19 protein-coding genes and 2 pseudogenes are annotated in these 21,238 nt (G+C 45.3%); 11 read left to right on the top strand and 10 right to left on the bottom strand.

The genetic code is table 11. From position 1 onward, the window contains the following. Position 1 precedes the first annotated feature (1 nt). From R8O11_RS13490 to R8O11_RS13460, 7 genes are all read left to right on the top strand, one after another. The gene (locus R8O11_RS13490) at positions 2-1,309 is read left to right on the top strand and encodes an oligosaccharide flippase family protein (RefSeq protein ID WP_318194219.1); all 1,308 of its coding nucleotides are present in this window, start codon (positions 2-4) and stop codon (positions 1,307-1,309) included. A gap of 2 nt (positions 1,310-1,311) precedes the next feature. Next, positions 1,312-1,707: a VanZ family protein gene (locus tag R8O11_RS13485; protein WP_053350073.1), complete on the top strand. Its 396-nt coding sequence runs from the start codon at positions 1,312-1,314 to the stop codon at positions 1,705-1,707. A 67-nt stretch (positions 1,708-1,774) separates the two neighbouring features. After that, complete coding sequence (gene yqfB, locus R8O11_RS13480) at positions 1,775-2,095, top strand: N(4)-acetylcytidine aminohydrolase (protein WP_318194218.1); 321 nt, start codon at positions 1,775-1,777, stop codon at positions 2,093-2,095. Between the two features lie 50 nt (positions 2,096-2,145). After that, positions 2,146-2,745 (top strand): TetR/AcrR family transcriptional regulator, encoded by a 600-nt coding sequence (locus tag R8O11_RS13475; protein ID WP_005385858.1) that lies wholly within the window; start codon positions 2,146-2,148, stop codon positions 2,743-2,745. 151 nt (positions 2,746-2,896) lie between these two features. After that, on the top strand, positions 2,897-3,931 hold the full coding sequence (locus tag R8O11_RS13470; protein ID WP_318194217.1) for an NADP-dependent oxidoreductase: 1,035 nt from the start codon (positions 2,897-2,899) through the stop codon (positions 3,929-3,931). Between the two features lie 14 nt (positions 3,932-3,945). Then, positions 3,946-4,563, top strand: coding sequence for a glutathione S-transferase (locus R8O11_RS13465; protein ID WP_318194216.1), 618 nt, complete (start codon positions 3,946-3,948; stop codon positions 4,561-4,563). 291 nt (positions 4,564-4,854) lie between these two features. Then, the gene (locus R8O11_RS13460; protein WP_017821260.1) at positions 4,855-6,294 is read left to right on the top strand and encodes a catalase; all 1,440 of its coding nucleotides are present in this window, start codon (positions 4,855-4,857) and stop codon (positions 6,292-6,294) included. A 195-nt stretch (positions 6,295-6,489) separates the two neighbouring features. Here R8O11_RS13460 and R8O11_RS13455 read toward each other — a convergent pair whose 3' ends face one another. From R8O11_RS13455 to norV, 4 genes and pseudogenes are all read right to left on the bottom strand, one after another. Next, on the bottom strand, positions 6,490-7,368 hold the full coding sequence (locus R8O11_RS13455) for an NAD(P)-dependent oxidoreductase (RefSeq protein WP_017821261.1): 879 nt from the start codon (positions 7,366-7,368) through the stop codon (positions 6,490-6,492). A gap of 184 nt (positions 7,369-7,552) precedes the next feature. Then, positions 7,553-7,898 (bottom strand): annotated as a pseudogene (locus tag R8O11_RS13450) (DUF1971 domain-containing protein). Between the two features lie 42 nt (positions 7,899-7,940). Continuing rightward, on the bottom strand, positions 7,941-9,089 hold the full coding sequence (gene norW, locus R8O11_RS13445; protein ID WP_318194215.1) for an NADH:flavorubredoxin reductase NorW: 1,149 nt from the start codon (positions 9,087-9,089) through the stop codon (positions 7,941-7,943). Positions 9,090-9,099: 10 nt separating this feature from the next. After that, positions 9,100-10,602, bottom strand: a complete 1,503-nt coding sequence (gene norV, locus R8O11_RS13440) for an anaerobic nitric oxide reductase flavorubredoxin (RefSeq protein WP_171345498.1) — start codon at positions 10,600-10,602, stop codon at positions 9,100-9,102. Between the two features lie 190 nt (positions 10,603-10,792). Between norV and norR the strand changes: the two genes are divergently transcribed. From norR to azu, 4 genes are all read left to right on the top strand, one after another. Then, on the top strand, positions 10,793-12,325 hold the full coding sequence (norR, locus tag R8O11_RS13435; RefSeq protein ID WP_171345499.1) for a nitric oxide reductase transcriptional regulator NorR: 1,533 nt from the start codon (positions 10,793-10,795) through the stop codon (positions 12,323-12,325). Between the two features lie 399 nt (positions 12,326-12,724). After that, positions 12,725-13,243, top strand: coding sequence for a hypothetical protein (locus R8O11_RS13430; protein WP_053307894.1), 519 nt, complete (start codon positions 12,725-12,727; stop codon positions 13,241-13,243). Positions 13,244-13,512: 269 nt separating this feature from the next. Next, complete coding sequence (locus R8O11_RS13425; protein WP_171345500.1) at positions 13,513-14,163, top strand: HAD family hydrolase; 651 nt, start codon at positions 13,513-13,515, stop codon at positions 14,161-14,163. Positions 14,164-14,498: 335 nt separating this feature from the next. Continuing rightward, a complete protein-coding gene (gene azu / locus R8O11_RS13420) occupies positions 14,499-14,951 on the top strand; it encodes an azurin (protein WP_005375211.1) in 453 nt (150 codons plus the stop codon). Positions 14,952-15,177: 226 nt separating this feature from the next. Here azu and R8O11_RS13415 read toward each other — a convergent pair whose 3' ends face one another. The 6 genes and pseudogenes from R8O11_RS13415 to R8O11_RS13390 form a co-directional block, all read right to left on the bottom strand. After that, complete coding sequence (locus R8O11_RS13415; protein WP_017635301.1) at positions 15,178-15,528, bottom strand: ethanolamine utilization protein EutQ; 351 nt, start codon at positions 15,526-15,528, stop codon at positions 15,178-15,180. Then, positions 15,525-16,841 carry an NAD(P)/FAD-dependent oxidoreductase gene (locus R8O11_RS13410; RefSeq protein WP_005385877.1) on the bottom strand — a complete coding sequence of 439 codons (1,317 nt, stop codon included), beginning with the start codon at positions 16,839-16,841 and terminating at the stop codon, positions 15,525-15,527. Before R8O11_RS13410 ends, R8O11_RS13415 begins: the two co-directional genes overlap by 4 nt. A gap of 12 nt (positions 16,842-16,853) precedes the next feature. Next, positions 16,854-18,137, bottom strand: a complete 1,284-nt coding sequence (locus R8O11_RS13405; RefSeq protein WP_318194225.1) for an NAD(P)/FAD-dependent oxidoreductase — start codon at positions 18,135-18,137, stop codon at positions 16,854-16,856. Continuing rightward, positions 18,126-18,287: pseudogene (locus R8O11_RS13400) on the bottom strand (rubredoxin); the annotation flags it as partial. The gene R8O11_RS13405 and the pseudogene R8O11_RS13400, both read right to left, overlap by 12 nt. A gap of 142 nt (positions 18,288-18,429) precedes the next feature. Continuing rightward, on the bottom strand, positions 18,430-19,866 hold the full coding sequence (locus tag R8O11_RS13395) for an aldehyde dehydrogenase family protein (RefSeq protein ID WP_064376745.1): 1,437 nt from the start codon (positions 19,864-19,866) through the stop codon (positions 18,430-18,432). 1 nt (position 19,867) lies between these two features. Continuing rightward, on the bottom strand, positions 19,868-21,055 hold the full coding sequence (locus R8O11_RS13390) for an aromatic ring-hydroxylating dioxygenase subunit alpha (RefSeq protein ID WP_318194214.1): 1,188 nt from the start codon (positions 21,053-21,055) through the stop codon (positions 19,868-19,870). Between the last annotated feature and the right edge of the window lie 183 nt (positions 21,056-21,238).

The raw sequence follows: 21,238 nt of genomic DNA, 5'->3' as shown, positions 1-21,238 counted from the left end.
TATGTTTCACACTGTTCAACAAAAATTACTGTTGATGCCCAGCGGTAAAAAAAGCTTGTTATCTACCGGATTAAAAACCGCAATCACGCGTGTGTTGAGTGCGCTATTTGCTTTTTTACTGACTCTGATTGTATCGAAGACCAGTGACGCTTCGACGGCCGGTCAATTCTTCTTTTTATTCAACCTAGTCTCGCTACTCGCTATCGTTTCTCAGCTAGGTTTTGATGTCTCGTTAGTTCGTTACAATGCGATCGCTTTTAATAACAAAGAGAAGCTTGAACAAAGCCAAAACTATAAAACCGCACTTTATCGAAGTATGGCATTTTGCTTGCTCGCCATAGGCGTTTTGTTGGCAGGGTTTAATCTGTTTCCAGGACAGCTAAACCAGACTCAATCACCAATGTATGCGATTACTTTATGCTTGCTTTGCATACCTTTCTTGGTGCTTGCGCAAACCAACAGTCGGGTGCTTCAAGCATGTAGAAAAGTTGTATCATCTCTGTTTGCGTTGCAGCTTGGGGTAAGCATGTTGATGGTCATTTTTGTCTTTGCCCTAGACTATATCGGTCAGCAAAATATCAACAATCTAATGACCGCACTGCTTTTAGCGAGCATAGGTGTCGCGGTCATATCTAGTGCCAATTGGCTTGGCTCAGATCAATATCAAACATCGGCTTTCGTACCAAACAAAAAAATGGTCTCTTCTGCCAAGCAAGTCTGGGTTGGCAGTATCTTCACGAATGTTCTTCAATGGGGAAGCCTTGTTATTACGGGCTTTTTTATCTCAACAGCGGAACTCGGTTTGTTAGCCGCAGCCCAACGTACATCACTACTGATTGGCTTCGTGCTGATTACCATTAACTTTGTGGTCGCCCCGATGTTTGCCTCTCTCTACAAAGAGCGTCAAATGCGCAAACTGCAGAACCTGAGCCGCTTGGCGTGCCGAGCTAATGTTGGTTTAGCGATTGTACCCGTAATTATTTGCACCCTCTTCCCCGAGTTTGTAATGCAGTTTTTTGGTGAGGAGTTTCTCGCCGCGGCGCCACTATTAGTCGTCCTTTCTCTGGGGCAGTTAGTCAATGTTGCGACTGGTTCAGTAGGTTTTTTATTATTAATGAGTGGTCATGAGAGAACCATGAAATACATTACAATTTCCTCCGGTACGGTGTCCATCTGCCTACTTGTTACGCTTTGCCAAATGTTTGGGGTGATTGGTGCAGCGTGGGCAATGGCAATTGGCATGGCTATCCAGAATTTAGCTGCACTGTACTTTGTAAAACGTTACTTAGGCTTCTTTCCAATAGGTTAATTATGGCTTTAATACTGGCACGCACGAGTTTTGTTTTAGTCCTGATGCTAACCGCTTCACTCTCTTTGTGGAAAAGCTCTGACCTACACCATACTGCTTACCTGCAAATGGAAACCTACTTAGGCGGATCGAGTACGCTTCACTTTACTTTCAGTTTATTGATCGGCTTTTTATCGGTTTTCACGTTCCCTTCTCTGGTGAGCTCGAATAAAACCGACGTTTTTGGGATTCGTCTTTTGCTACTGCTGTTGGCTATCGTTTCAATGGAAGAAATAAGCCAACTTTTTATTCCAAATCGATCATTTAGTTTTGATGATCTCAGCACCAACTGGATAGGCGTTATCTCAGGTTACTTTAGTGCCAAGTTAATTCGCTTCATCCGCACTCGATCGTTCTAGTAATACAGGAATCTCTGGGGGATTTGGGTATATAATTGCGCCAAACATCCAGACTAACGAGTACATCATGCCATCTCATCCAACCAAGATTGCTTTTTTTGAATTCTTAACCCCGTTGATCACGTCAGGCAAAAAGACGATAACAATTCGAGATGAATCAGAAAGCCATTACGTTCCCAATACAGAAGTCGAAGTTTTTACCTTAGAAACGGATAGTAAAGTCTGCGATATCAAGATACGTTCTGTAGAACCACTTCACTTTGAAGATATTAATGAGTTTCATGCAGAACAAGAAGCCATCGAACTACCAAAACTCAAGCAGTTAATTCGAGAAATCTACCCAAATACCGACACGCTCTTTGTTATTGAGTATGAGCTGATTAAATAACCCACAACAAACACTAGACGACTGGTCTAATTCATTCTATAGTACACTCCATGAACGCAAAGACGAATGACACACGCCAACATATTCTCGACGTCGGATACGAGTTGATCGTAAACCGAGGGTTCACGAGTGTTGGTCTTTCAGAGCTGTTAAAAAAGGCCGCAGTGCCAAAAGGCTCGTTTTATCATTACTTCAAGTCCAAAGAACAATTTGGTGAAGCGATGATTCAAGACTACTTTACTAAGTATTTTGAGCGTTTAAACGCACGCTTTACCAATACTGAACTGAGTGGCTACCAACGCCTAATGAGCTATTTCGAAGAAATGGTCAAAGTAGAAGACGACGTGTGTAATGCGAACAAATGTTTATTGGTCAAGTTAAGTGCAGAAGTCTCCGATCTCTCTGAGTCAATGCGCTTGGCATTACGCCAAGGAGCAGACAAAACCATTCAAGCGATAGCGGATTGCATAGACATCGGCATTCAAGATGGCTCAATCCCCAATGGTGACAGTGCGTTATTAGCAAGGCAGATATACTACCTTTGGAATGGCGCTAGCTTGCTGAACAAACTTTATCAAGATCAGGCAGCATTGACGCAAAGTCTGACCTATACTCAACACTTACTGCAGAATACGCGCACTTGTCCATAACAGGCGGCGTGGAAGCAGAATGAACACCCTACACACGTTTCACTGTCAGAAAAAGCGTCAGTGTTAACACAGTAAACCTTCCCGCTTTAAATAAGCGGGATATTTTGAAATAAATACTAGACGACCGGTCTAATCAACAAGTGAGATAGATATGACTAACGCAACAAATCGCAGAATCGTACTCGCGTCACGTCCCCATGGTGCACCGACACAAGAAAACTTTCGTTTAGAAGAGGTAACGAAACCGACTCCGAGAGAGGGTGAAATGCTATTGAGAACGGTTTATTTATCTCTAGATCCATACATGCGTGGTCGCATGAGTGATGCCGAATCATACGCTGACCCTGTTGCAATTGATGACGTAATGGTCGGTGGTACAGTTTGTCAGGTAGAAACATCAAACCACCCAGATTACGAAGCAGGTGAATGGGTTCTTGCCTACACTGTTGGCTGGCAAGACTACGCTATCTCAACTGGTGAGATGGTCATTAAACTTGGTAAAGAACCGCAAAATCCTTCTTACGCGCTAGGCGTTGCAGGTATGCCAGGATTTACCGCGTACATGGGTTTACTCGACATTGGTCAGCCAAAACCAGGGGAAACCATCGTGGTAGCAGCTGCTACGGGGCCTGTAGGCGCAACAGTTGGTCAAATTGGTAAAATCAAAGGTTGCCGAGTTGTTGGTATAGCAGGCGGAGAAGAAAAATGCCGTTACGCTAAAGAGGTGCTTGGCTTCGATGAGTGTATTGATCACAAAGCTGAAGACTTTGCAGAACAACTGAAAAATGCCTGTGACAAAGGTATTAATGTTTACTTCGAAAACGTAGGTGGCAAAGTATTCGAGGCTGTAATGCCACTTCTGAATACAAATGCGCGTATCCCACTTTGTGGTTTGATTTCTCAGTACAACACGACAGAGCTGCCTGAAGGTACCGACCATCTTCCATTACTAATGGGTAAGCTCCTGACCAAACGAATCAAGGTGCAAGGCTTCATCATTTTTGATGATTACGGACATCGTTACGGTGAATTTGCGCAAGATATTAATCAATGGTTGGCAGAAGGAAAGATCCAATACCGCGAACATCTAGTACAAGGACTGGACAATGCGCCAAAAGCATTCATCGGTCTGTTGGAAGGTAAGAATTTCGGCAAGCTTGTAGTACAGATTAACGACCCATTATAAAAAGGGATATGTAAATGATTAAACTTCACCACCTCAATCAGTCTCGTTCAAAGCGCATCATTTGGTTACTTGAAGAGCTAGATGTAAATTACGAGATTGTACCCTATGTCCGTGATTCCGTGACCTTCATGGCACCGCCAGAACTAAAAAGTGTTCACCCATTAGGAAAGTCACCTGTTCTTGAAGATAACGGCGAGATTATCATTGAGTCGGGTGCAATGACCGAATATTTGATTGAGAAATACAGTGACGGAGCCTTTGCTCCTGAGCGTGGTACAAAAGCACACACAGAATATTTGCAATGGATGCACTTTGCAGAAAGCTCTGCAATTTTACCTATGTTGCTAAAAATCTTCCTAAGCAAAGAGCCAAATGAAACTCAGTTTTTATCAGGCTATGCCGACAAGGAAGCAATGAATGTACTAGGCTACTTCGAGCAATCCTTAGAAGGCAAAACTTACCTAGTAGAAGAGCGTCTGACTGGCGCTGACATCATGATGTCTTTCATTGTCGAATTGGTTCAAAAGTTTGGTTTAGTTAATCACTTCCCTAATATTGAACGTTATGGGAAACAGCTCGCGACACACCCAGCATTTGCAAAAGCTGAACAACTTGAAGTGAAGTACTCTTAATTACTTCCCCCCTTTCGCCCCTTTGATGACACGTAAAACTTCATTTAAGGGGCGATATTACTAGCATCGCAGACACGCTAACTGTATAGCGCTCCCCCCCAGTCAATCGCTTTCGAGAACGTCGATTGTTATGTCAATCAAGCTAATGTAGTAAATTTCTGATTCTCATATAGTTTCGACCATAGTCACCATCTATTGAATTGATAAGCAATATCAGTTTTCTCCTCCAGCTTTTCCGTAATAACCTCCTCTACAGTTTCTAAGGTATTGAGCCCTGGAGGGGGAAGAAAAATGACAAACAAGAAATTGACTACAGCAGCAGGTTGCCCTGTCGCACATAACCAAAACGTTATGACTGCAGGTCCTCGTGGCCCTCAACTATTACAAGACGTTTGGTTCCTTGAAAAATTGGCACACTTTGACCGCGAAGTGATCCCTGAGCGTCGTATGCACGCAAAAGGTTCAGGTGCTTACGGTACGTTCACAGTAACGCACGACATCACAAAATACACTCGCGCTAAGATCTTCTCTGACATCGGCAAAAAAACAGAACTATTCGCTCGCTTCACTACTGTAGCTGGTGAGCGCGGTGCAGCAGACGCAGAACGCGACATCCGTGGTTTCGCACTAAAATTCTACACTGAAGAAGGTAACTGGGACTTGGTTGGTAACAACACACCAGTATTCTTCCTGCGTGACCCACTAAAATTCCCAGACCTAAACCACGCAGTAAAACGCGACCCTCGCACTAACATGCGTAGCTCTACCAACAACTGGGATTTCTGGACGTCATTACCTGAAGCATTCCACCAAGTGACTATCGTAATGAGTGACCGTGGTATCCCTGCTTCTTACCGTCATATGCATGGTTTTGGTAGCCACACATTCAGCTTCATCAACGCAGAAAACGAGCGTTACTGGGTAAAATTCCACTTCAAAACTCAGCAAGGCATCAAAAACCTAACTGACCAAGAAGCAGAAGCGATCGTAGGTAAAGACCGCGAAAGCCATCACCGTGACCTTTACGAAGCGATTGAGCGTCAAGACTTCCCTAAATGGAAGATGTACGTACAGATCATGCCTGAGCTAGAAGCGGATGAAGTCAACTTCAACCCATTCGACCTAACACGTGTATGGTCTCAAAAAGACTACCCACTGATCCCAGTTGGTGAGTTTGAACTGAACCGTAACCCAGAAAACTTCTACGCAGAAGTTGAGCAATCAGCGTTCAACCCAGCTGCAGTAGTACCTGGTATCGGCTTCTCTCCAGATAAGATGCTACAAGGTCGTCTGTTCGCTTACGGCGATGCTCAGCGTTACCGTCTAGGTGTGAACCACCATCAAATCCCAGTGAACGCACCTCGTTGCCCTGTTCACAGCTACCACCGCGATGGCGCAATGCGCGTTGATGGCAACTTTGGTTCAACACTAGGTTACGAGCCAAACTACAAACAAGAATGGGCAGAGCAACCAGATTACTCTGAGCCACCTCTACGCATCAACGGCAACGCTGATCACTACGATCACCGTGTAGACGAAGACTACTTCAGCCAAGCGGGTGACCTATTCCGTCTGATGAGCGAAGAGCAACGTCAAACTCTGTTCGACAACACAGCTCGCGCAATGGACGGTGTACCAGAGTTCATCCAACAGCGCCACGTTCAACACGCATACCAAGCGGACGAAGCGTACGGCAAAGGTCTTGAAATTGCACTAGGCTTAAACAAGTAAGCGAACGCTGTGATCGTCACGCTGTGTGATTAAAAGACATAAAAAAGGAGGTGCCCAACAGCACCTCCTGATTTCAAATCACTAATCCTTAATCACTAGCCACAACCAATGCTCAAGGAGATTCATTATGATTAACTTAGATTTCTTTAAGCTCTTTGATACCAAAGAACTGTTTATCTATTACTGATTCATCAACTACTGATTTTTAGCTACCGCTTTGATCAGTACTGATGTATCCATGCGACCTAAACCATCACGTTGAAGGTCTGCGTATTGCTCATCCACTTTCTTAGTCAGTGGAAGTTCTAGACCCACTCGCTCAGCTTCTTGCAGACAGAAACCTAAGTCTTTGCGCATCCAATCAATAGCGAAGCCAAAATCGAACTTGTCTTCAGCCATCGTATTTGCGCGGTTTTCCATCTGCCAAGAACCTGCAGCGCCATGCTTAAGCGTTTCTACAACTTGAGCGATGTCCAAGCCTGATTTTTGTGCCAGCAACAAAGCTTCACTCAGACCTTGTAAAACGCCTCCAATACAGATTTGGTTTACCATCTTACAGCGTTGACCCTGACCGTTTTCACCCAGTAGCGTCATCTGCTTCGCGTACACATCCATCGCCGGAGACACACGGTCAAAAATGCTTTGTTCACCACCACACATGATGGTTAGAACACCATTTTCTGCGCCCGCTTGACCACCAGAAACTGGCGCATCAATAAAGTGATTACCGTACTTAACACACGCTTCAGCCAGCTCAACCGCTAGGTCTGCAGAAGTGGTCGTGTGATCGACTAGCACTGCGTCCGCTTTCAAGCCGACCAGAATGCCCTCTTCACCGTAAACAACGCTACGAACGTCATCATCATTACCCACACAGGTAAAAACGATGTCACAGCCTTCTGCCGCTTCACGTGGTGTTTCACAAGCTACGCCTTGGTATTCTTCAGCCCATTTGTCGGCTTTCGCTTTTGTGCGGTTGTATACTTTGGTTTCAAAGCCCGCTTTACTTAGGTAACCAGCCATTGGGTATCCCATCACACCCAGACCAATAAATGCTACTCGTTGTTTTTCCATTGCACGCTTCCCTTAGTTCACCTGACTGAAATGTTTCGTAACATGCTACTAAAGAATTGAAATCATTACTCGTGATTTCTCTTTCCTCGGTCTCGATGATCCTGCATTGCAGTCCGTTTATTGCGCCTTCTACACCCCTTTACTTGACGATTAGCGTAACAGTCAAAGCACTTACAAAGGTTCACTACTGCTTAGCGTGGAACATCGCTTGCCCACTCTTGTCCTTGTTCGACCAGAAATTGATGTTGAACTGAGCATCATCGCTCATCTCAATGCGGTGCCAGTACTGCGGTGGACTTGTAGCAAACTGGCCTGCATTAATCACCACCACTGCTTCTGCTTCTGTGGCATTTTCATCAGCAAAGCCGTAGTAAGTCACTTGCCCTTCCATGACGCACAGCTGCCCAAACACACCCTCAGCGGTATTGTGATGAGTAAGTAGCGCTGGTGGCACATTGTCTTTAGTGAAGAAAGGCGTTGAACGTTGAACGTTGAACAGTCCAGTCTTTAGGAATTCGTAGATGCGACATAATAATACCCTCTCTAATTACAATTCTTTTCGTTTAAATCGGTTAAGCCTGACCGGCTTGAGACAACTCTCGAAGCAATGGAAATGCTTGCGTAACTTGTTCTCCCGTCACGACGAAGCCCATGAGTCGGCTATTTTCATCTTCTGCTTTCGCGGCAATGCCTGTTTGAGAAATCTGCACGCTCCAGTTCGTCACCGAACTAAAATCGCCTGCCAATTGAATTGGGTAGCTCGGCGTTTTGACCTTTACCATCATGGGTGGTAGTTTCAACTCTGCTTCTTGCCCCAGTAGTTGTTTGCCCAAAGCATTGGCACTTAGCACGATCGGTTGGAGGTACGGCATCATTCGACCTTGGATCTCAGCGCAATCGCCTAATGCAAATACATTGGCTGCTGATGTCTGTAATCGAGCATCCACCTCGATGCCTTTATTGACACTCAACCCACAAGCCTTCGCTAACCAAGTGTTAGCACGTAAACCCGCAGCTGAAATCACTACATCGGCTTCGATTTCCTTACCTTTGCTCAAGCTTGCCACCAGCGAATCATCCGAGTGATTGATCGCGACAACTCCAGTCTCTAAGGCAAGTTGAATACCTTGCTGCTTAAGTTGATTCTCCAGCGGCAATGCAACAAATTCAGGAATCAAGTTAGCGAGCAAACGGGGATTTGGCTCAACCACCGTAACGGCTTTACCACTGGTTGCGAGATCCATGGCGATCTCGACGCCGATCAAACCACCACCCATTACTAGAATTCGTTCCGCGCGGCTAATTTGCTCTTCCGCTAATTGATATTCTTGTAGCGAGTTCAGCGTTATCACCTCAGGTGCTGCATCGCCAGATATTGGTGGCACAAAGGCTTTCGCGCCTGTCGCAAGCACCAGTTTGGAGTAAGGATAGGTTTGGCCGTTGGCGACCACTTGCTGAGCTTGCACGTCGACATGCTCAATCATGGTATGGGCGAACAGTTCGATGTTGTGTTCCTGTGCGAACGCCTCACCACTTTTAACTACCAAGTCTTGGGCGGTTTGCTTGTTGCTGAATACATGACTCAAATCAGGCTTGTTGTATTCCGCGCCATCATCAGCAGTAAACACTTGCAGCGGAATATGTGCGTCAATTCGACGCACTGTTTTCACCAATTGGTAAGCCGCAAAGCCGCTACCAATAATCACAATAGGTGCTTGCATATTCGCCCCCTTACCCGTTGTATTCGACAAAGACGTCTTTACCCAAGTGACATTCTGGGCACAAGAAGTAATCTGGCACTTCAGACCATGCCGTACCCGGTTCAACGCCTTGATTAGGCTCACCTTTAGCTGGGTCGTATACCCAATTACAAACTGTACACACCATGCATTGACAATCTGCGGGATGCGCCTCGGTAGTAGGGTTATTAGGAGCAGCATCTATCACAGCTTGTGTTGTCGCTGGCGCAGCGGGTTGTGATTGAACTTGTGGTGCAGACGCCACAATCGCCGGAGAAATAACAGGACTTGTCAGGTCATGCTTTGCCCACAATTTCGCGATGTTTTGACCATGTTCGCGACACTCACGCATCGCTTTACCATCTGGTCGCCATTTGGTTTTCAAGCTCACTGCGGTTTCAAAACCTGCGTCGGTCAATCGAGCATGGATACGATCCACCGCGCCACCATTCCACCCGTAGCTACCGAATGCAGCGGCTTTCTTCGCCTTAAAGCGCAGACCGGTAATTTCTTCTAGCATGCCTGCGATCTTCGGCATCATGACGTTATTCATGGTAGACGAACCAACCAAGATGCCTTTTGAGCGGAATACGTTGGCGAGAATTTCATTCTTATCATGCTTAGAGACATTAAAGACTTTGACCGCCACGCCAGGGTCGACATCGTGAATGCCTTGCGCAATGGCATCAGCCATCATTCGAGTGTTGTTTGACATAGAGTCGTAGAAAATCGTAATGCGATCTTCTTGATAGTTGTCTGCCCATGCCAAGTATTGCTCGATGATTTGAACCGGATTATCGCGCCATACAATACCGTGTGATGTTGCGATCATGTCGACAGGCAAATTAAAGCTCAGCACTTCTTTGATTTTAGCGGTTACCAAGCTGCTGAATGGCGTTAGGATGTTTGAGTAGTAACGCAAACACTGTTCCATCAACTCATTTTGATCCACTTCATCATTGAATAAGCGTTCATCGCAGTAGTGCTGACCAAATGCGTCGTTACTGAATAACACTGCATCGCCCGTTAGGTAAGTCATCATGCTGTCTGGCCAATGCAGCATCGGCGCTTCCACGAACACCAATTGCTTACCGTTACCAATATCGATGCTGTCGCCCGTTTTTACGGTTTTGAAGTTCCACTCAGGATGGTGGTGATGACCCACAATCGAATCAATCGCCGCTTCTGTACAGTAAATTGGCGTGTTCGGAATCTTCTCCATCAATGCCGACAATGCGCCTGAGTGATCTTCTTCAGCATGGTTTACCACAATAAAGTCGATAGACTTAAGGTCGATTTCCATTTCTAAATTTTGGATGAATTGTTGACTGAATCGATGATCGACCGTATCAATCAATACGGTTTTCTCTTCACGAATTAGATAACTGTTGTAGCTGGTACCTTTTGTCATTTTGTATTCTGTACCGTGGAAGTCTTGAACTTCCCAATCGCGTTGACCTACCCAGTGGATGTTGTTTTTTACGTGAATTGTCATAATTACTACCTTGAATGACGGGATAAACAAAAATAATTTCTTCTTGTATTGCACTGGGCGTGCCAACTTTTAATTGCCATATATTTCAACATCTTAATTAAAACCCAACCTTAACAAGTGTCATTTAGACACAGTTGAAAATTGTCATTAAGACACTAAAATAGTCATATTGACACAATTGGTATTGGCTATGACTTCTTTAATCGCGCAATGGCTACACATCACGCAAGACCTTAACTCGGCGCTCACTCAACAGGCTCGCTTCGATACGTTATTAACCACGATTCGAGAGGTATTGAAGTGTGACTCTTCAGCCCTTCTTTTGTATGAAGACCAGCACTTTAAACCTTTAGCGATCAATGGATTGGCGAAAGAAGTGCTTGGACGCCGTTTCTCCATTGAGCAGCACCCAAGATTAGAAGCCATTGCCCGAGCAGGCGATATCGTGCGCTTTCCCTCTGACAGCGACTTACCTGATCCATACGATGGTTTGATCCCTAACCACGATGACAAACTGCATGTCCATTCCTGCATTGGTTTACCTCTGCTGATCGACGATCAACTGATTGGTGCCATTACGATTGACGCCTTCGACCCCAACCAATTTGATGGGCTACGCAACCAAGAGTTACGTTTTGTCAGCGCATTGGCAGCAGGTGGCTTGCACACTGCACTCCTACTAGAACAGCTAGAGACACAAGCGAGCCTGCCACGCGACTCTTACGCCGAGAAGCGCACCTTAAGTAATGAAATCATTGGCAACTCTAAGGGGATGAAGAATCTTCAAGAGCAGATTGATGCCGTCGCCGATACGGAATTGTCTGTGCTAGTGATGGGAGAAACGGGCGTGGGTAAAGAGTTAGTTGCCAGCGCTATTCACCATCGCTCTAGCCGCTCGAACAATACTTTGGTTTACCTCAACTGTGCGGCGCTGCCAGAATCAGTCGCGGAAAGCGAGTTGTTCGGACATATCAAAGGCGCATTTACGGGCGCAATCAGCAATCGTAAAGGTAAGTTCGAACAAGCCGATGGCGGCACACTGTTTTTGGATGAAGTCGGCGAACTGTCGTTAGAGCTGCAAGCCAAGTTACTTCGAGCCCTACAATACGGCGACATTCAACGTGTGGGTGATGACCGCCATATTCGAGTCAGCACACGCATTGTCGCCGCCACCAACCGTGTATTGCATGAAGAAGTGACTGCTGGTCGCTTCCGAGCCGACTTGTATCATCGTCTAAGCGTCTTCCCGCTTCATGTTCCACCTCTTCGTGAACGTGAAGACGATGTGGTGTTACTCGCAGGCTTTTTTGCCGAACGCTTAAGAAGCAAATTGGGATTGAACAGCATTCGTTTGTCCCCCACTTTAGTACAAGCACTCAAAGACTATTTATGGCCAGGCAACGTGCGAGAGCTTGAGCATGTCATTAAACGTGCCGGTGTTTTGGCAAAAGCACGTACTCACGCCATAGACATTGAGTTGGTTGAGCAAGATTTTGATATTAGAACGCCGAATCAGAACATCAAGAACGTTGAAGAAACGGAACAAAACTCTCGGCTTGAGTTACCAGAAGGCGGATTAAAGCCTGCCACAGATGCCTTCCAAAAAGCGATGATTGTTCGAGCTCTGGAAGAAAACCAAGGCAACTGGGCAGCAACTGCACGTCAGCTTGAATTAGATAACGGTAATTTACACCGGTTAGCAAAACGCCTAGGGATAAAATAGACACTAACGAATATCACCTAATATGGCATATTCATCGCCAAATAATGTGCCTGATGCCCAACCGCGCACTCAGCCCACCATAAGTAGTGAGCTGAGTGCTCAGATAGAATAGCCACCTAAGTTTGACGGTATTTTCTTCTAAATTTTATTGTCTTGAACCACCTCACAGATTTAATAACCCTTAACAATAAACACAATAATAGTTAAGGTATTTTTATGAGCTAGATCTAATAAAATTAAATATATAGTATTTATTTTAAGAATTTAAACTTTCAAAGTTCATCATAATAAATACAACCTCTATATATACACTTTACCTTCAAAAAACATCAAAATATAATCCCTTCGATAAAAAACACTTAAATGAATTTAACTGTATAAAAGTGAGGAGAATAAAATATGGGATATGGGGCGACAGTATATTCATTAGATACTGAAAAGGTTTTTAACGTACTAAAGAATGAGCGTAATCCAGAGCTAGAAAAAGCCATCATGGAAAGGTGTCAAGACTCCTTTAAAGTGATTAATGAAATGCTGGAAAGTAGTGGCGAAAGCATCCGAGCTGAAGAGCTTCTTATGCAGATGCTGTCTGAAGAGATAAAATACAGTCACTTGGGTTACGCCTATGCTTACTTGCTTGAAGCTATATGTAAGATCACTGGTTATTACTTATCCAATAACTCTTGGTATCCTTGCGATGTAAACGATTTCTGCGATATTCCATTCACTAATACCGATTATCCCATAAAATTCCCACTCCCTGACGATTTCCCTGTTGTTTTTATGATAAAAAATCAAGATATTCACCAAGATAACGTTGACTTCGGAGGCTTATCAGAGCAACAAATATCTGAAGTCAAGAGCTGGTACACTCATGCAGTCGTAAACAATCGTGACTTGGTATTATTTTATTATTAATTTTAACTATTAATAAATTATCCAATAGTTAAAATAACAATAGAATATTAATAAAACTCTAGCTTATATTAAGATAGAGTTTTATCTATTTAACTGAAATTTTTATAATTTTAAAAATATTATATTTCACACCTAATTTATAGACTCTGTGTATAGTGTGTTCAGAGGCAATGTGAACTCATAGGATCAAAATCAAGTTCTAATTTTTAGAAGAAAAAACGATCTGCTTGTGTCAAAATGCGCCATCCCAACCAAAAAGTCTTAATGTAATGAACTACCAAGCTGCTATTTTTGATATGGATGGTTTGCTCCTTGATACTGAGCGCGTCTGTATGCATATTTTCCAAGAAGCATGTGAAGCCCAGAACCTACCCTTCTATAAAGATGTTTACCTTTCAATCATTGGTCGCAATGCAACGGGCATTGAAGTGATTTTTCGTAAAGCTTATGGGGATGATCTTGACCGCTTACACCAAGAGTGGCGCGACCGTTACGACGCTGTGGTTAAGCACCAAGCGATACCGGTAAAAGAAGGGGTGATTGAGCTGCTTGAGTGGTTGAAAGGCCAAGGGTTGCCAATTGCAGTCGCCACTTCTACAGCAAAAGAAGTGGCACAGAAGAAGTTGGAGTTAGCGGGCCTAAGCAAGTATTTCGACAACTTAACGACAGGCTGTGAAGTGTCACACGGCAAACCTGATCCAGAGATCTACCTGCTTGCAGCAAGTCGTCTAAGCGTAGATCCAACCAAATGTCTCGCTTTTGAAGATTCAAATAATGGCGTACGTGCTGCGGTAGCAGCGAACATGATCACTTATCAAATTCCTGATTTGGTTGAGCCTTGTGACGAAATAAAGCAATTAGGCCATACTGTCGCACCTTCACTGCATGATGTGTTGCACACGTTAAAGCAAACTCGCTAGGCCTACTTGTCGTCTGTTCTCTAGAAGCTCAGCAATTTAGCTGAGCTTCTTTCTTGAAACCTCTCCAACACCGTAAAACCAAACAATTCTGCCACCCGTTTAGAGAGATTATTTTCACCTTAACTCTGGCTAATCACGACTTTTGATTTAACTCACGCAATCGCATGAAATAAGGCATTTGAGTGATCAAATAGCGGAACTGACCAGTACAAGCTTGCAACAAAACGTCAATATACCGATTGAAGCACGTTTTTGGAGTGAAAATTGGCTGATAATGAGAACTATTGGATAAGATCAATCCAAGTCAGCCTAAAATACAAAATGGAGAGTGTTATATGTCTTTACGTTTATTAGCAACAACCTTCGCATTAGTAGGAATGAGCTTTGGTGCCCAAGCCAGTGCCGAGTGTGAAGTGTCATTAGATGCTAACGATATGATGCAGTTTTCTACTAAAACATTGAGCGTACCAGCCACTTGTAAAGAGGTAAAACTAACGCTGAATCACACAGGTAAGATGCCAGCGCAATCGATGGGTCACAACGTGGTCATCTCTGACACAGCCAACCTACAAGCAGTCGGTACTGATGGCATGGCAGCTGGAGCAGAAAATAACTACGTAAAACCAAATGATGATCGCGTCTACGCTCACACAAAAGTAATTGGTGGCGGTGAAAGCACCAGCATTACGTTCAGTACTGAGAAAATGAAAGCCGGCGGTGACTATTCATTCTTCTGTTCGTTCCCGGGTCACTGGGCAATCATGCAGGGTAAATTTGAGCTAAAATAAAAGCTTTAGCCAAGCCAAAAGAAGACTCATTATAGGGAAGCCAAGGCTTCCCTTTTTGATAGATAAAATAGCAATTGAGAAAGGTCTAACACGTCTGGAAACGTGACCAAGAAACATAGCAAGTATGAAACCCTTGCTCCATTGAGATTAAGTTCTTTTGCGAAAAGTTATGGTTAAAAATCAGATTTTTATTTTGCCTTTCCGAAACACAACTAAATGATAAAAGTCATTCAATACCATGTAACTCTTTCCAGTTTCCTGGATGAACCACATAGCCGAACAGAGCATGCCCACCATAAACCAATTCAGTCCCTTCCGGTATCCACAGCATCTGACCTGGGTGCACAAAATGTGTTTCACCATTTGCGGTCAGCTCGAAACAGCCTTCAATCACGAAAATAACCTCATCATAAAGCACTGTCCAAGCCACTTTAGCGCCTTCCCATTTAGCAAAGCCTACGCCTATGTTTGGTGAAATTTCTGGGCTTAACGCCCTGGCAACATACGCCATTCCTGGCGTATCACCACGAACATTGAAATCTAGACTTTTACTATCAACAAGTTTGACTGGCTTCATAATTCACTCCGGCTTTGCCATTTTGCTAATTGGATACGCGTTTTTACTCCCAAACCTAAAAAAGGCTCTGGCGGATTCAAACAAGGCATTCCTGTCACTTGCTGTATGTCATCCAATGATTTAGATGTCGCACCAACGACATAGTCAGCTAACAGTGTTCCAGAAATGGTTCCCCACGCAGCACCAACACCATTGTCACAAGCGCTGGCATAAACACCTTCATCTAATTGACCGAAAAAGTTAGTAAAGTTACGAGAGATTGCATACACCCCACCCCATGTGTGAGTAAATGGTACGTCGGCCAGCTCGGGATAACGCGCCAGAAAGACCTGACGATGATCGTCGCGAATTTGTTCTCTGACTTTATCGTTCATGCTTGAGCCATATTTCGGCACGTGTTTGTAAGTATTGCGGATCAAAATACGTCGATCGGCGGTCATACGTAACGTCGTTCCCGCATGATCAGCTGGAGTTAACCCCCAATTCAGCTCACCTCCGTATCGTTGCATTTCTGCGTCGGTTAATGGACGCGTCCAGCTTGCAAACGTCATCACTGGAAGTAGTCTGTTTTTAAGATAACCAAACTCCCGAGTAAAAATGCTGGTCCCAAGCAGCAGTTCAGGGGTTTCAACAGAGCCACTATCTCCATGTAGTACCCAGCAACCGTTTTCTTTACTGAGCTTGCGGATTGGCGAGTTCTCTAACACCTCGACGTTCTCTGGAAGGCTTTCCCCTAGCCCACGCACCAAAGCAGCAGGTTGCATTAAATAACCACCTGGCGTGTAAATTGCGCGGCTGTAGTAGTTGGTTCCCAAGACTTTCGCCAGCTCACTGCCATTAACATGGAAGTATGGTTCGCCAAGGTCTTTCATTAGGTGCTCAAAGTGATCGAGATACGCTTCACCGCGCGCCCCTACGGCTCCTTGATATTTGCCCTTTGCTGACCACTGACAAGAAATACTGTGCTTCGACACTAAAGTGTTTAGCTGAGCAATCGCAGAACGGTTGAGCGACAATAACTTTTGTTTGTGCTCAGGGTCGGGATGCTCAAGTGAAAACTTATGAGGCAAATCGATAACAAAGCCCGAATTTCTTCCTGAAGCCCCTTGGCCGATACGTTGCGCATCAATCAGTATAATTCGTGCATTAGGCATAAGTTCAGCTAAACGTCTTGCCATAGCTAGGCCTGCGAAACCGGCACCTAACACGGCATAGTCAGCACTTTGTTTACCTTTTAACGCCGATTTTTCTGGAATACTTGGCAACGCATGGTACCAACCACACGTCACGTCATCATTGGGTAAATGAATCATCTTTTTTCTCCGCTACGCTGCTGACAGTTTCAATGACAATTGATCTAGCCAAGGGCCGCGTAATGACTGTACTTTTCTTCCTAGCAACGCAAAACCGAGCATTGCTCCTTCTGGTGAATAAAACGCAGCGGTCAATTCATCTGCTTGGTTCTCAATGTACCATTGTCCCTGTTCTTCAGCGGCTACCGGGAAAATCGTGAGTGGAAGAATCGGCGTTTTTACAATCACTGGAGTTGGTGTTAACGAGATAGGGGCGACATCGCCTAGCAAGCTTTTCGCTACAGAAGGGATCATTTGATTAATCGGCGCAATATAGGGCTGCCACCCGTGATCAGTTTCAACACAATCACCTAGCGAGTAAATATTCTCATCACTCGTCTGGCCGAATTGATTCACTTTAATGCCCCGGCCAACTTCAAGCCCCGCGCGCTCAGCCAGAGAAACATTTGGCTTGAGTCCAACCGCGCTTAGCACTAGGTCTGCTTCAATCTGCTTGCCACTGTTTAGATGCAAAACCGCGCTTGATTCGGACCTTGGCTCGATTCTGGCGATACTGTCTTGTAGAGCCCATTGCACGCCTCGATCGGCAAGTGCGCTTTGTAATGATTCACCCAACTGTTGCGGGATCAAACGCTCCATTGGCCATTGACCCAACCCGACAACTGTTACTTCATAACCGCTTTCGATCAGGTCATTCGCGAACTCACAGCCAATTAAGCCATCGCCGAGGATTGCGATGCGCTTTTTGTCTTGCAGCTCCGCTCTGAAACGCCGGTAATCAACTAAGTCGTTCACACTCATAACCCAAGAGCGATCGCCCTCAATTGGGATTTCAATCGGTGATGCACCTGTTGCCAGTACCAAGCGGCTGTAGGCGTATTTACCGATGGAGGTATGTAACGTTGAATTGGCACGATCGATCTGTTCAACACGGGTATGCGGGTAAACTCGGATATTGAGACGGCTTTCCCACTCCAACGCGCTCTCACTTTGTAGCGCGTCGCCGTCTTTATTCATGACCAGTGCATTAGACAAGGCAGGCTTGCTGTACAAAGCGCCATCATCAGCGGTAAAGACAGTGATCGGAACCGTCTCAGATTGCGCTCTAAGTGCCGCCGCCAACTGGTAACCACTGTGGCCACTACCGATGATAACGATAGGGTCATTTGAGAATACAGGTTGAGTAACTTCAGATGGAAGAGGCTGAGCAGTATTTGGCTGAACAGACGCTTCTACCGACGCCGAAGACACCGCTGCAACCTCTTCTAGTGGCGCATCGTCGGTGATTTCGATCATTTCAAAATCGGCCTTACCCACTAAACAGTCAGGACATAACCAGTCATCCGGTACATCTTCCCATGCTGTTCCTGGTGCAATACCATCGGATGGCCAACCTTGTGCTTCATCATAGATTAAGCCGCAAATAATACAGAGCCACTTTCTCATCACTTATACTCCAACTACCTTGTTCAGAATTTCCGTGTTTACAAACCGTTGTCAGATTTGTTGTGATTCCATCAACCTCGCCCTAGCTTGTGGTCTGAAGTCCAAGCCGGTACGAGGTGATGAAAATACAGTTACACGGTGGCTATACGTTGCTGTCTTGCTGCAAACGAATGGCAATATTGCGTGTCTGGACGTAGCTATAAATCGCTTCTTGTCCTTTTTCTCGCCCAAACCCGGACAAGCCCACGCCACCAAATGGTGTTTCGATGCCACCAGCAAACCATTCATTGATGAACACTTGTCCACCACGCAGTTGCTGTGCCACTCGCAATGTTTGGTTTAGGCTTTCACCAAAGACACCAGCAACCAGGCCAAAATCGGTGCCATTCGCGATTTCAACAGCCTCTTGTTCGGTTTCAAACGGTGTAATTACCAGTACAGGGCCAAACACTTCTTCTTGAGCAATACGCATATCTGGTGAGGCTTCAATCACCGTCGGTGCCACAAAGTAACCCGACAAATCAGGGGCGTACCCACCCGTTAGGATGTTCGCGCCGTCGGCTTTTGCTTGTTCAATCATCTCAAGCACGCGTGCTTGCTGATCAGCGGAAACCAGTGGCGTGATATCTGGTTGGCTCTCGCCTTGGCCAATAGTTAGGCCTTGTGCCATTTCCACTACAGCCGCTTTCACTTCTTCATAACGTTCTTTTTGAACAAGAAGTCGAGACATCGCTGAACACACTTGACCCGCATTAAAGAAGATGCCGACTTGTACGCTTTGTAAAAGCGTTTCGAGACTCACATCTTTCAGTGCGATAGCGGCCGATTTACCACCCAGCTCCATCACAGATGGTGTGGCGCGTTGCGCTGAGTCTTTCAGTATGCGTTGGCCGGTCGGCACAGAACCTGTAAAGACAATTTGATCAACGTCTTGATGCTGCACCAAGTGGCTGCCAACTACGGAGCCTTTCCCACATAGCAAGTTAATCGCGCCTTTTGGGAAGCCCGCTTTTTCAATCGCTTTAATCAACAACGTCATAGCGAGTGGGGAAATCTCTGGCGATTTGATCACCACTGCGTTACCAGCAGCTAATGCAGGTGCTAATGAGCGTGAACAAATAGAAACTGGGAAATTCCACGGCACAATCTGCACTGACACACCAAACGGCACATATTGGGTGAAATCGACATAATCTTTACCCAACGGAATTGACGAGCCTTCCAGCTTGTCGGCCATGCCAGCGTAGTATTCGAAGTAACGTGCCGATTCTAAAAACTCATCTTTGGCATCTTGCAAAGATTTCCCATTTTCACGGCAGGCAACTAGCCCACCTTCATCAACCATTTCACGAATAGCCGCGGCGGCTTTTAACATCCACTCGGTTCTGACGGCTGGACGAACGTCCGAAAGAAGACCTTGATTGACTACTCGACGTGCCGCTGCCATTGCGCGATCTGCATCGATGATAGTGGCTTCTGCAATCGTCGCATACGCTTCGGCTGTGCCAGGGTTCATGACGGTCAGCGCTTGCTCTGAATCGCACCACTCACCATCAATATAATTAAGGTAATGCATCATATTACTGCTCCAGTGCCGCTTTCACTTGCTTTGCCAACCAGGTTTGGAAGAAATGCGTCGGAACATCCATTTCTGGTGAGAACACACCACCACCAAAGCCAGGTGAGTAACGACCTTCCTGCATGCCCTCGACCGCTCCAATATCTTCGCCGAATACGACTCGCCATGACTCAACGGTAGCAGTACGGCACGCAGCGAACTCATCTTTCGTTGCTTCATCACCCACATAGAAGACACGTAGGTGCTCAACACTCTTATTCGCAGTGATTGGTTCAATCATCATCGCAAAGGCATGATCGGCTTGAATACCAAGCAACACGTTTGGAAAGAGTGCAACATATTCTGCATGACGCAGTTTATCTTCTGGCCAGCTTGGAAATTTAGGTAAGTGTGTTCCTGCAGTATCAGAGAGGTTGTATGCGAGACTACCTTGGCCAGCAAAACGCTCTGCAAACATGATGTTGTAGTGATCCTCTAGGCGAGAATAACTGTTCAAACTCGGATGCACCCAAGGTAAGTGGTAAGCTTCACAGTAGTTTTCTACGGCAAGCTTCCAGTTACTTTTCACTTCTATCTCTAAGTTGCCACCCATGTTCACGCGGCGAAGAAGCCCTAATCCTTCTTCACCTAAGAATTGCTGCCAACGTTGCTCTAGCGGCGCGATATGCTCTTCAAAGCTTTCTGCTTTGCCCGATAAGTTGACGAATACCATGTCCATCCAAACGGCTGAACGAAGTGGCTTAAGGCCGTGCTTTTCACACTTAAATCGATCATCTTTGTGTTTTGCGATTCCACCAATGTGTGGTGTGCCTTTTAGATTGCCATCAAGATCGTACGTCCATGAATGGTAAGGACAGCGAATCATGCCTTGAACTTCGCCTGCCTCATGCACCAGCTTCATACCACGATGACTACATACGTTGTGGAAGACTTGGACTTCACCTTGACGATTTCTCATCATGAGTAGTGGAAGATGCATGAAATCAAGTGGCATCACATAGCCATTTTTAAGCAGGTCTGATGCAAAACCAATGCATACCCAAGTGTTACCAAACACCTGATCACGCTCAAAAGTAAAATACTCTTCGCTGGTGTAGGCCTGATTCGGCATTCCTGTTGCTTCACTGATTGGGTTCAGTACATTATCAACAAGTTCAACAGGAATAATGGTTTGGTTGACATTGCTCATATTCTTATCTCCGAGAGTCGAGTTGCATCCAGTGCGTACAACATCGTGTTGTGTTAGTGGAGATGATTTTGATTAACAACCCGGCAACAAACAAACGACTTTTTCGCCGGGCTTGGATGAGTTTTTGTCATTCATGCATTGATCTCGAACAAAAAAATAACCTTTTAATTAACAATGATCTTC

It is taken from the genome of Vibrio sp. 1288 (genome assembly GCF_033344475.1).
This window is presented reverse-complemented; position numbering and strand designations above follow the sequence as displayed.

Excerpts from the sequence above, each read along its gene's own strand:
- R8O11_RS13490 (WP_318194219.1), top strand. The coding sequence starts at position 2 with ATGTTTCACACTGTTCAACAAAAATTACTGTTGATGCCCAGCGGTAAA.
- R8O11_RS13485 (WP_053350073.1), top strand. The coding sequence starts at position 1,312 with ATGGCTTTAATACTGGCACGCACGAGTTTTGTTTTAGTCCTGATGCTA.
- yqfB (WP_318194218.1), top strand. The coding sequence starts at position 1,775 with ATGCCATCTCATCCAACCAAGATTGCTTTTTTTGAATTCTTAACCCCG.
- R8O11_RS13475 (WP_005385858.1), top strand. The coding sequence starts at position 2,146 with ATGAACGCAAAGACGAATGACACACGCCAACATATTCTCGACGTCGGA.
- R8O11_RS13470 (WP_318194217.1), top strand. The coding sequence starts at position 2,897 with ATGACTAACGCAACAAATCGCAGAATCGTACTCGCGTCACGTCCCCAT.
- R8O11_RS13465 (WP_318194216.1), top strand. The coding sequence starts at position 3,946 with ATGATTAAACTTCACCACCTCAATCAGTCTCGTTCAAAGCGCATCATT.
- R8O11_RS13460 (WP_017821260.1), top strand. The coding sequence starts at position 4,855 with ATGACAAACAAGAAATTGACTACAGCAGCAGGTTGCCCTGTCGCACAT.
- R8O11_RS13455 (WP_017821261.1), bottom strand. The coding sequence starts at position 7,368 with ATGGAAAAACAACGAGTAGCATTTATTGGTCTGGGTGTGATGGGATAC.
- norW (WP_318194215.1), bottom strand. The coding sequence starts at position 9,089 with ATGCAAGCACCTATTGTGATTATTGGTAGCGGCTTTGCGGCTTACCAA.
- norV (WP_171345498.1), bottom strand. The coding sequence starts at position 10,602 with ATGACAATTCACGTAAAAAACAACATCCACTGGGTAGGTCAACGCGAT.
- norR (WP_171345499.1), top strand. The coding sequence starts at position 10,793 with ATGACTTCTTTAATCGCGCAATGGCTACACATCACGCAAGACCTTAAC.
- R8O11_RS13430 (WP_053307894.1), top strand. The coding sequence starts at position 12,725 with ATGGGATATGGGGCGACAGTATATTCATTAGATACTGAAAAGGTTTTT.
- R8O11_RS13425 (WP_171345500.1), top strand. The coding sequence starts at position 13,513 with ATGAACTACCAAGCTGCTATTTTTGATATGGATGGTTTGCTCCTTGAT.
- azu (WP_005375211.1), top strand. The coding sequence starts at position 14,499 with ATGTCTTTACGTTTATTAGCAACAACCTTCGCATTAGTAGGAATGAGC.
- R8O11_RS13415 (WP_017635301.1), bottom strand. The coding sequence starts at position 15,528 with ATGAAGCCAGTCAAACTTGTTGATAGTAAAAGTCTAGATTTCAATGTT.
- R8O11_RS13410 (WP_005385877.1), bottom strand. The coding sequence starts at position 16,841 with ATGATTCATTTACCCAATGATGACGTGACGTGTGGTTGGTACCATGCG.
- R8O11_RS13405 (WP_318194225.1), bottom strand. The coding sequence starts at position 18,137 with ATGATCGAAATCACCGACGATGCGCCACTAGAAGAGGTTGCAGCGGTG.
- R8O11_RS13395 (WP_064376745.1), bottom strand. The coding sequence starts at position 19,866 with ATGATGCATTACCTTAATTATATTGATGGTGAGTGGTGCGATTCAGAG.
- R8O11_RS13390 (WP_318194214.1), bottom strand. The coding sequence starts at position 21,055 with ATGAGCAATGTCAACCAAACCATTATTCCTGTTGAACTTGTTGATAAT.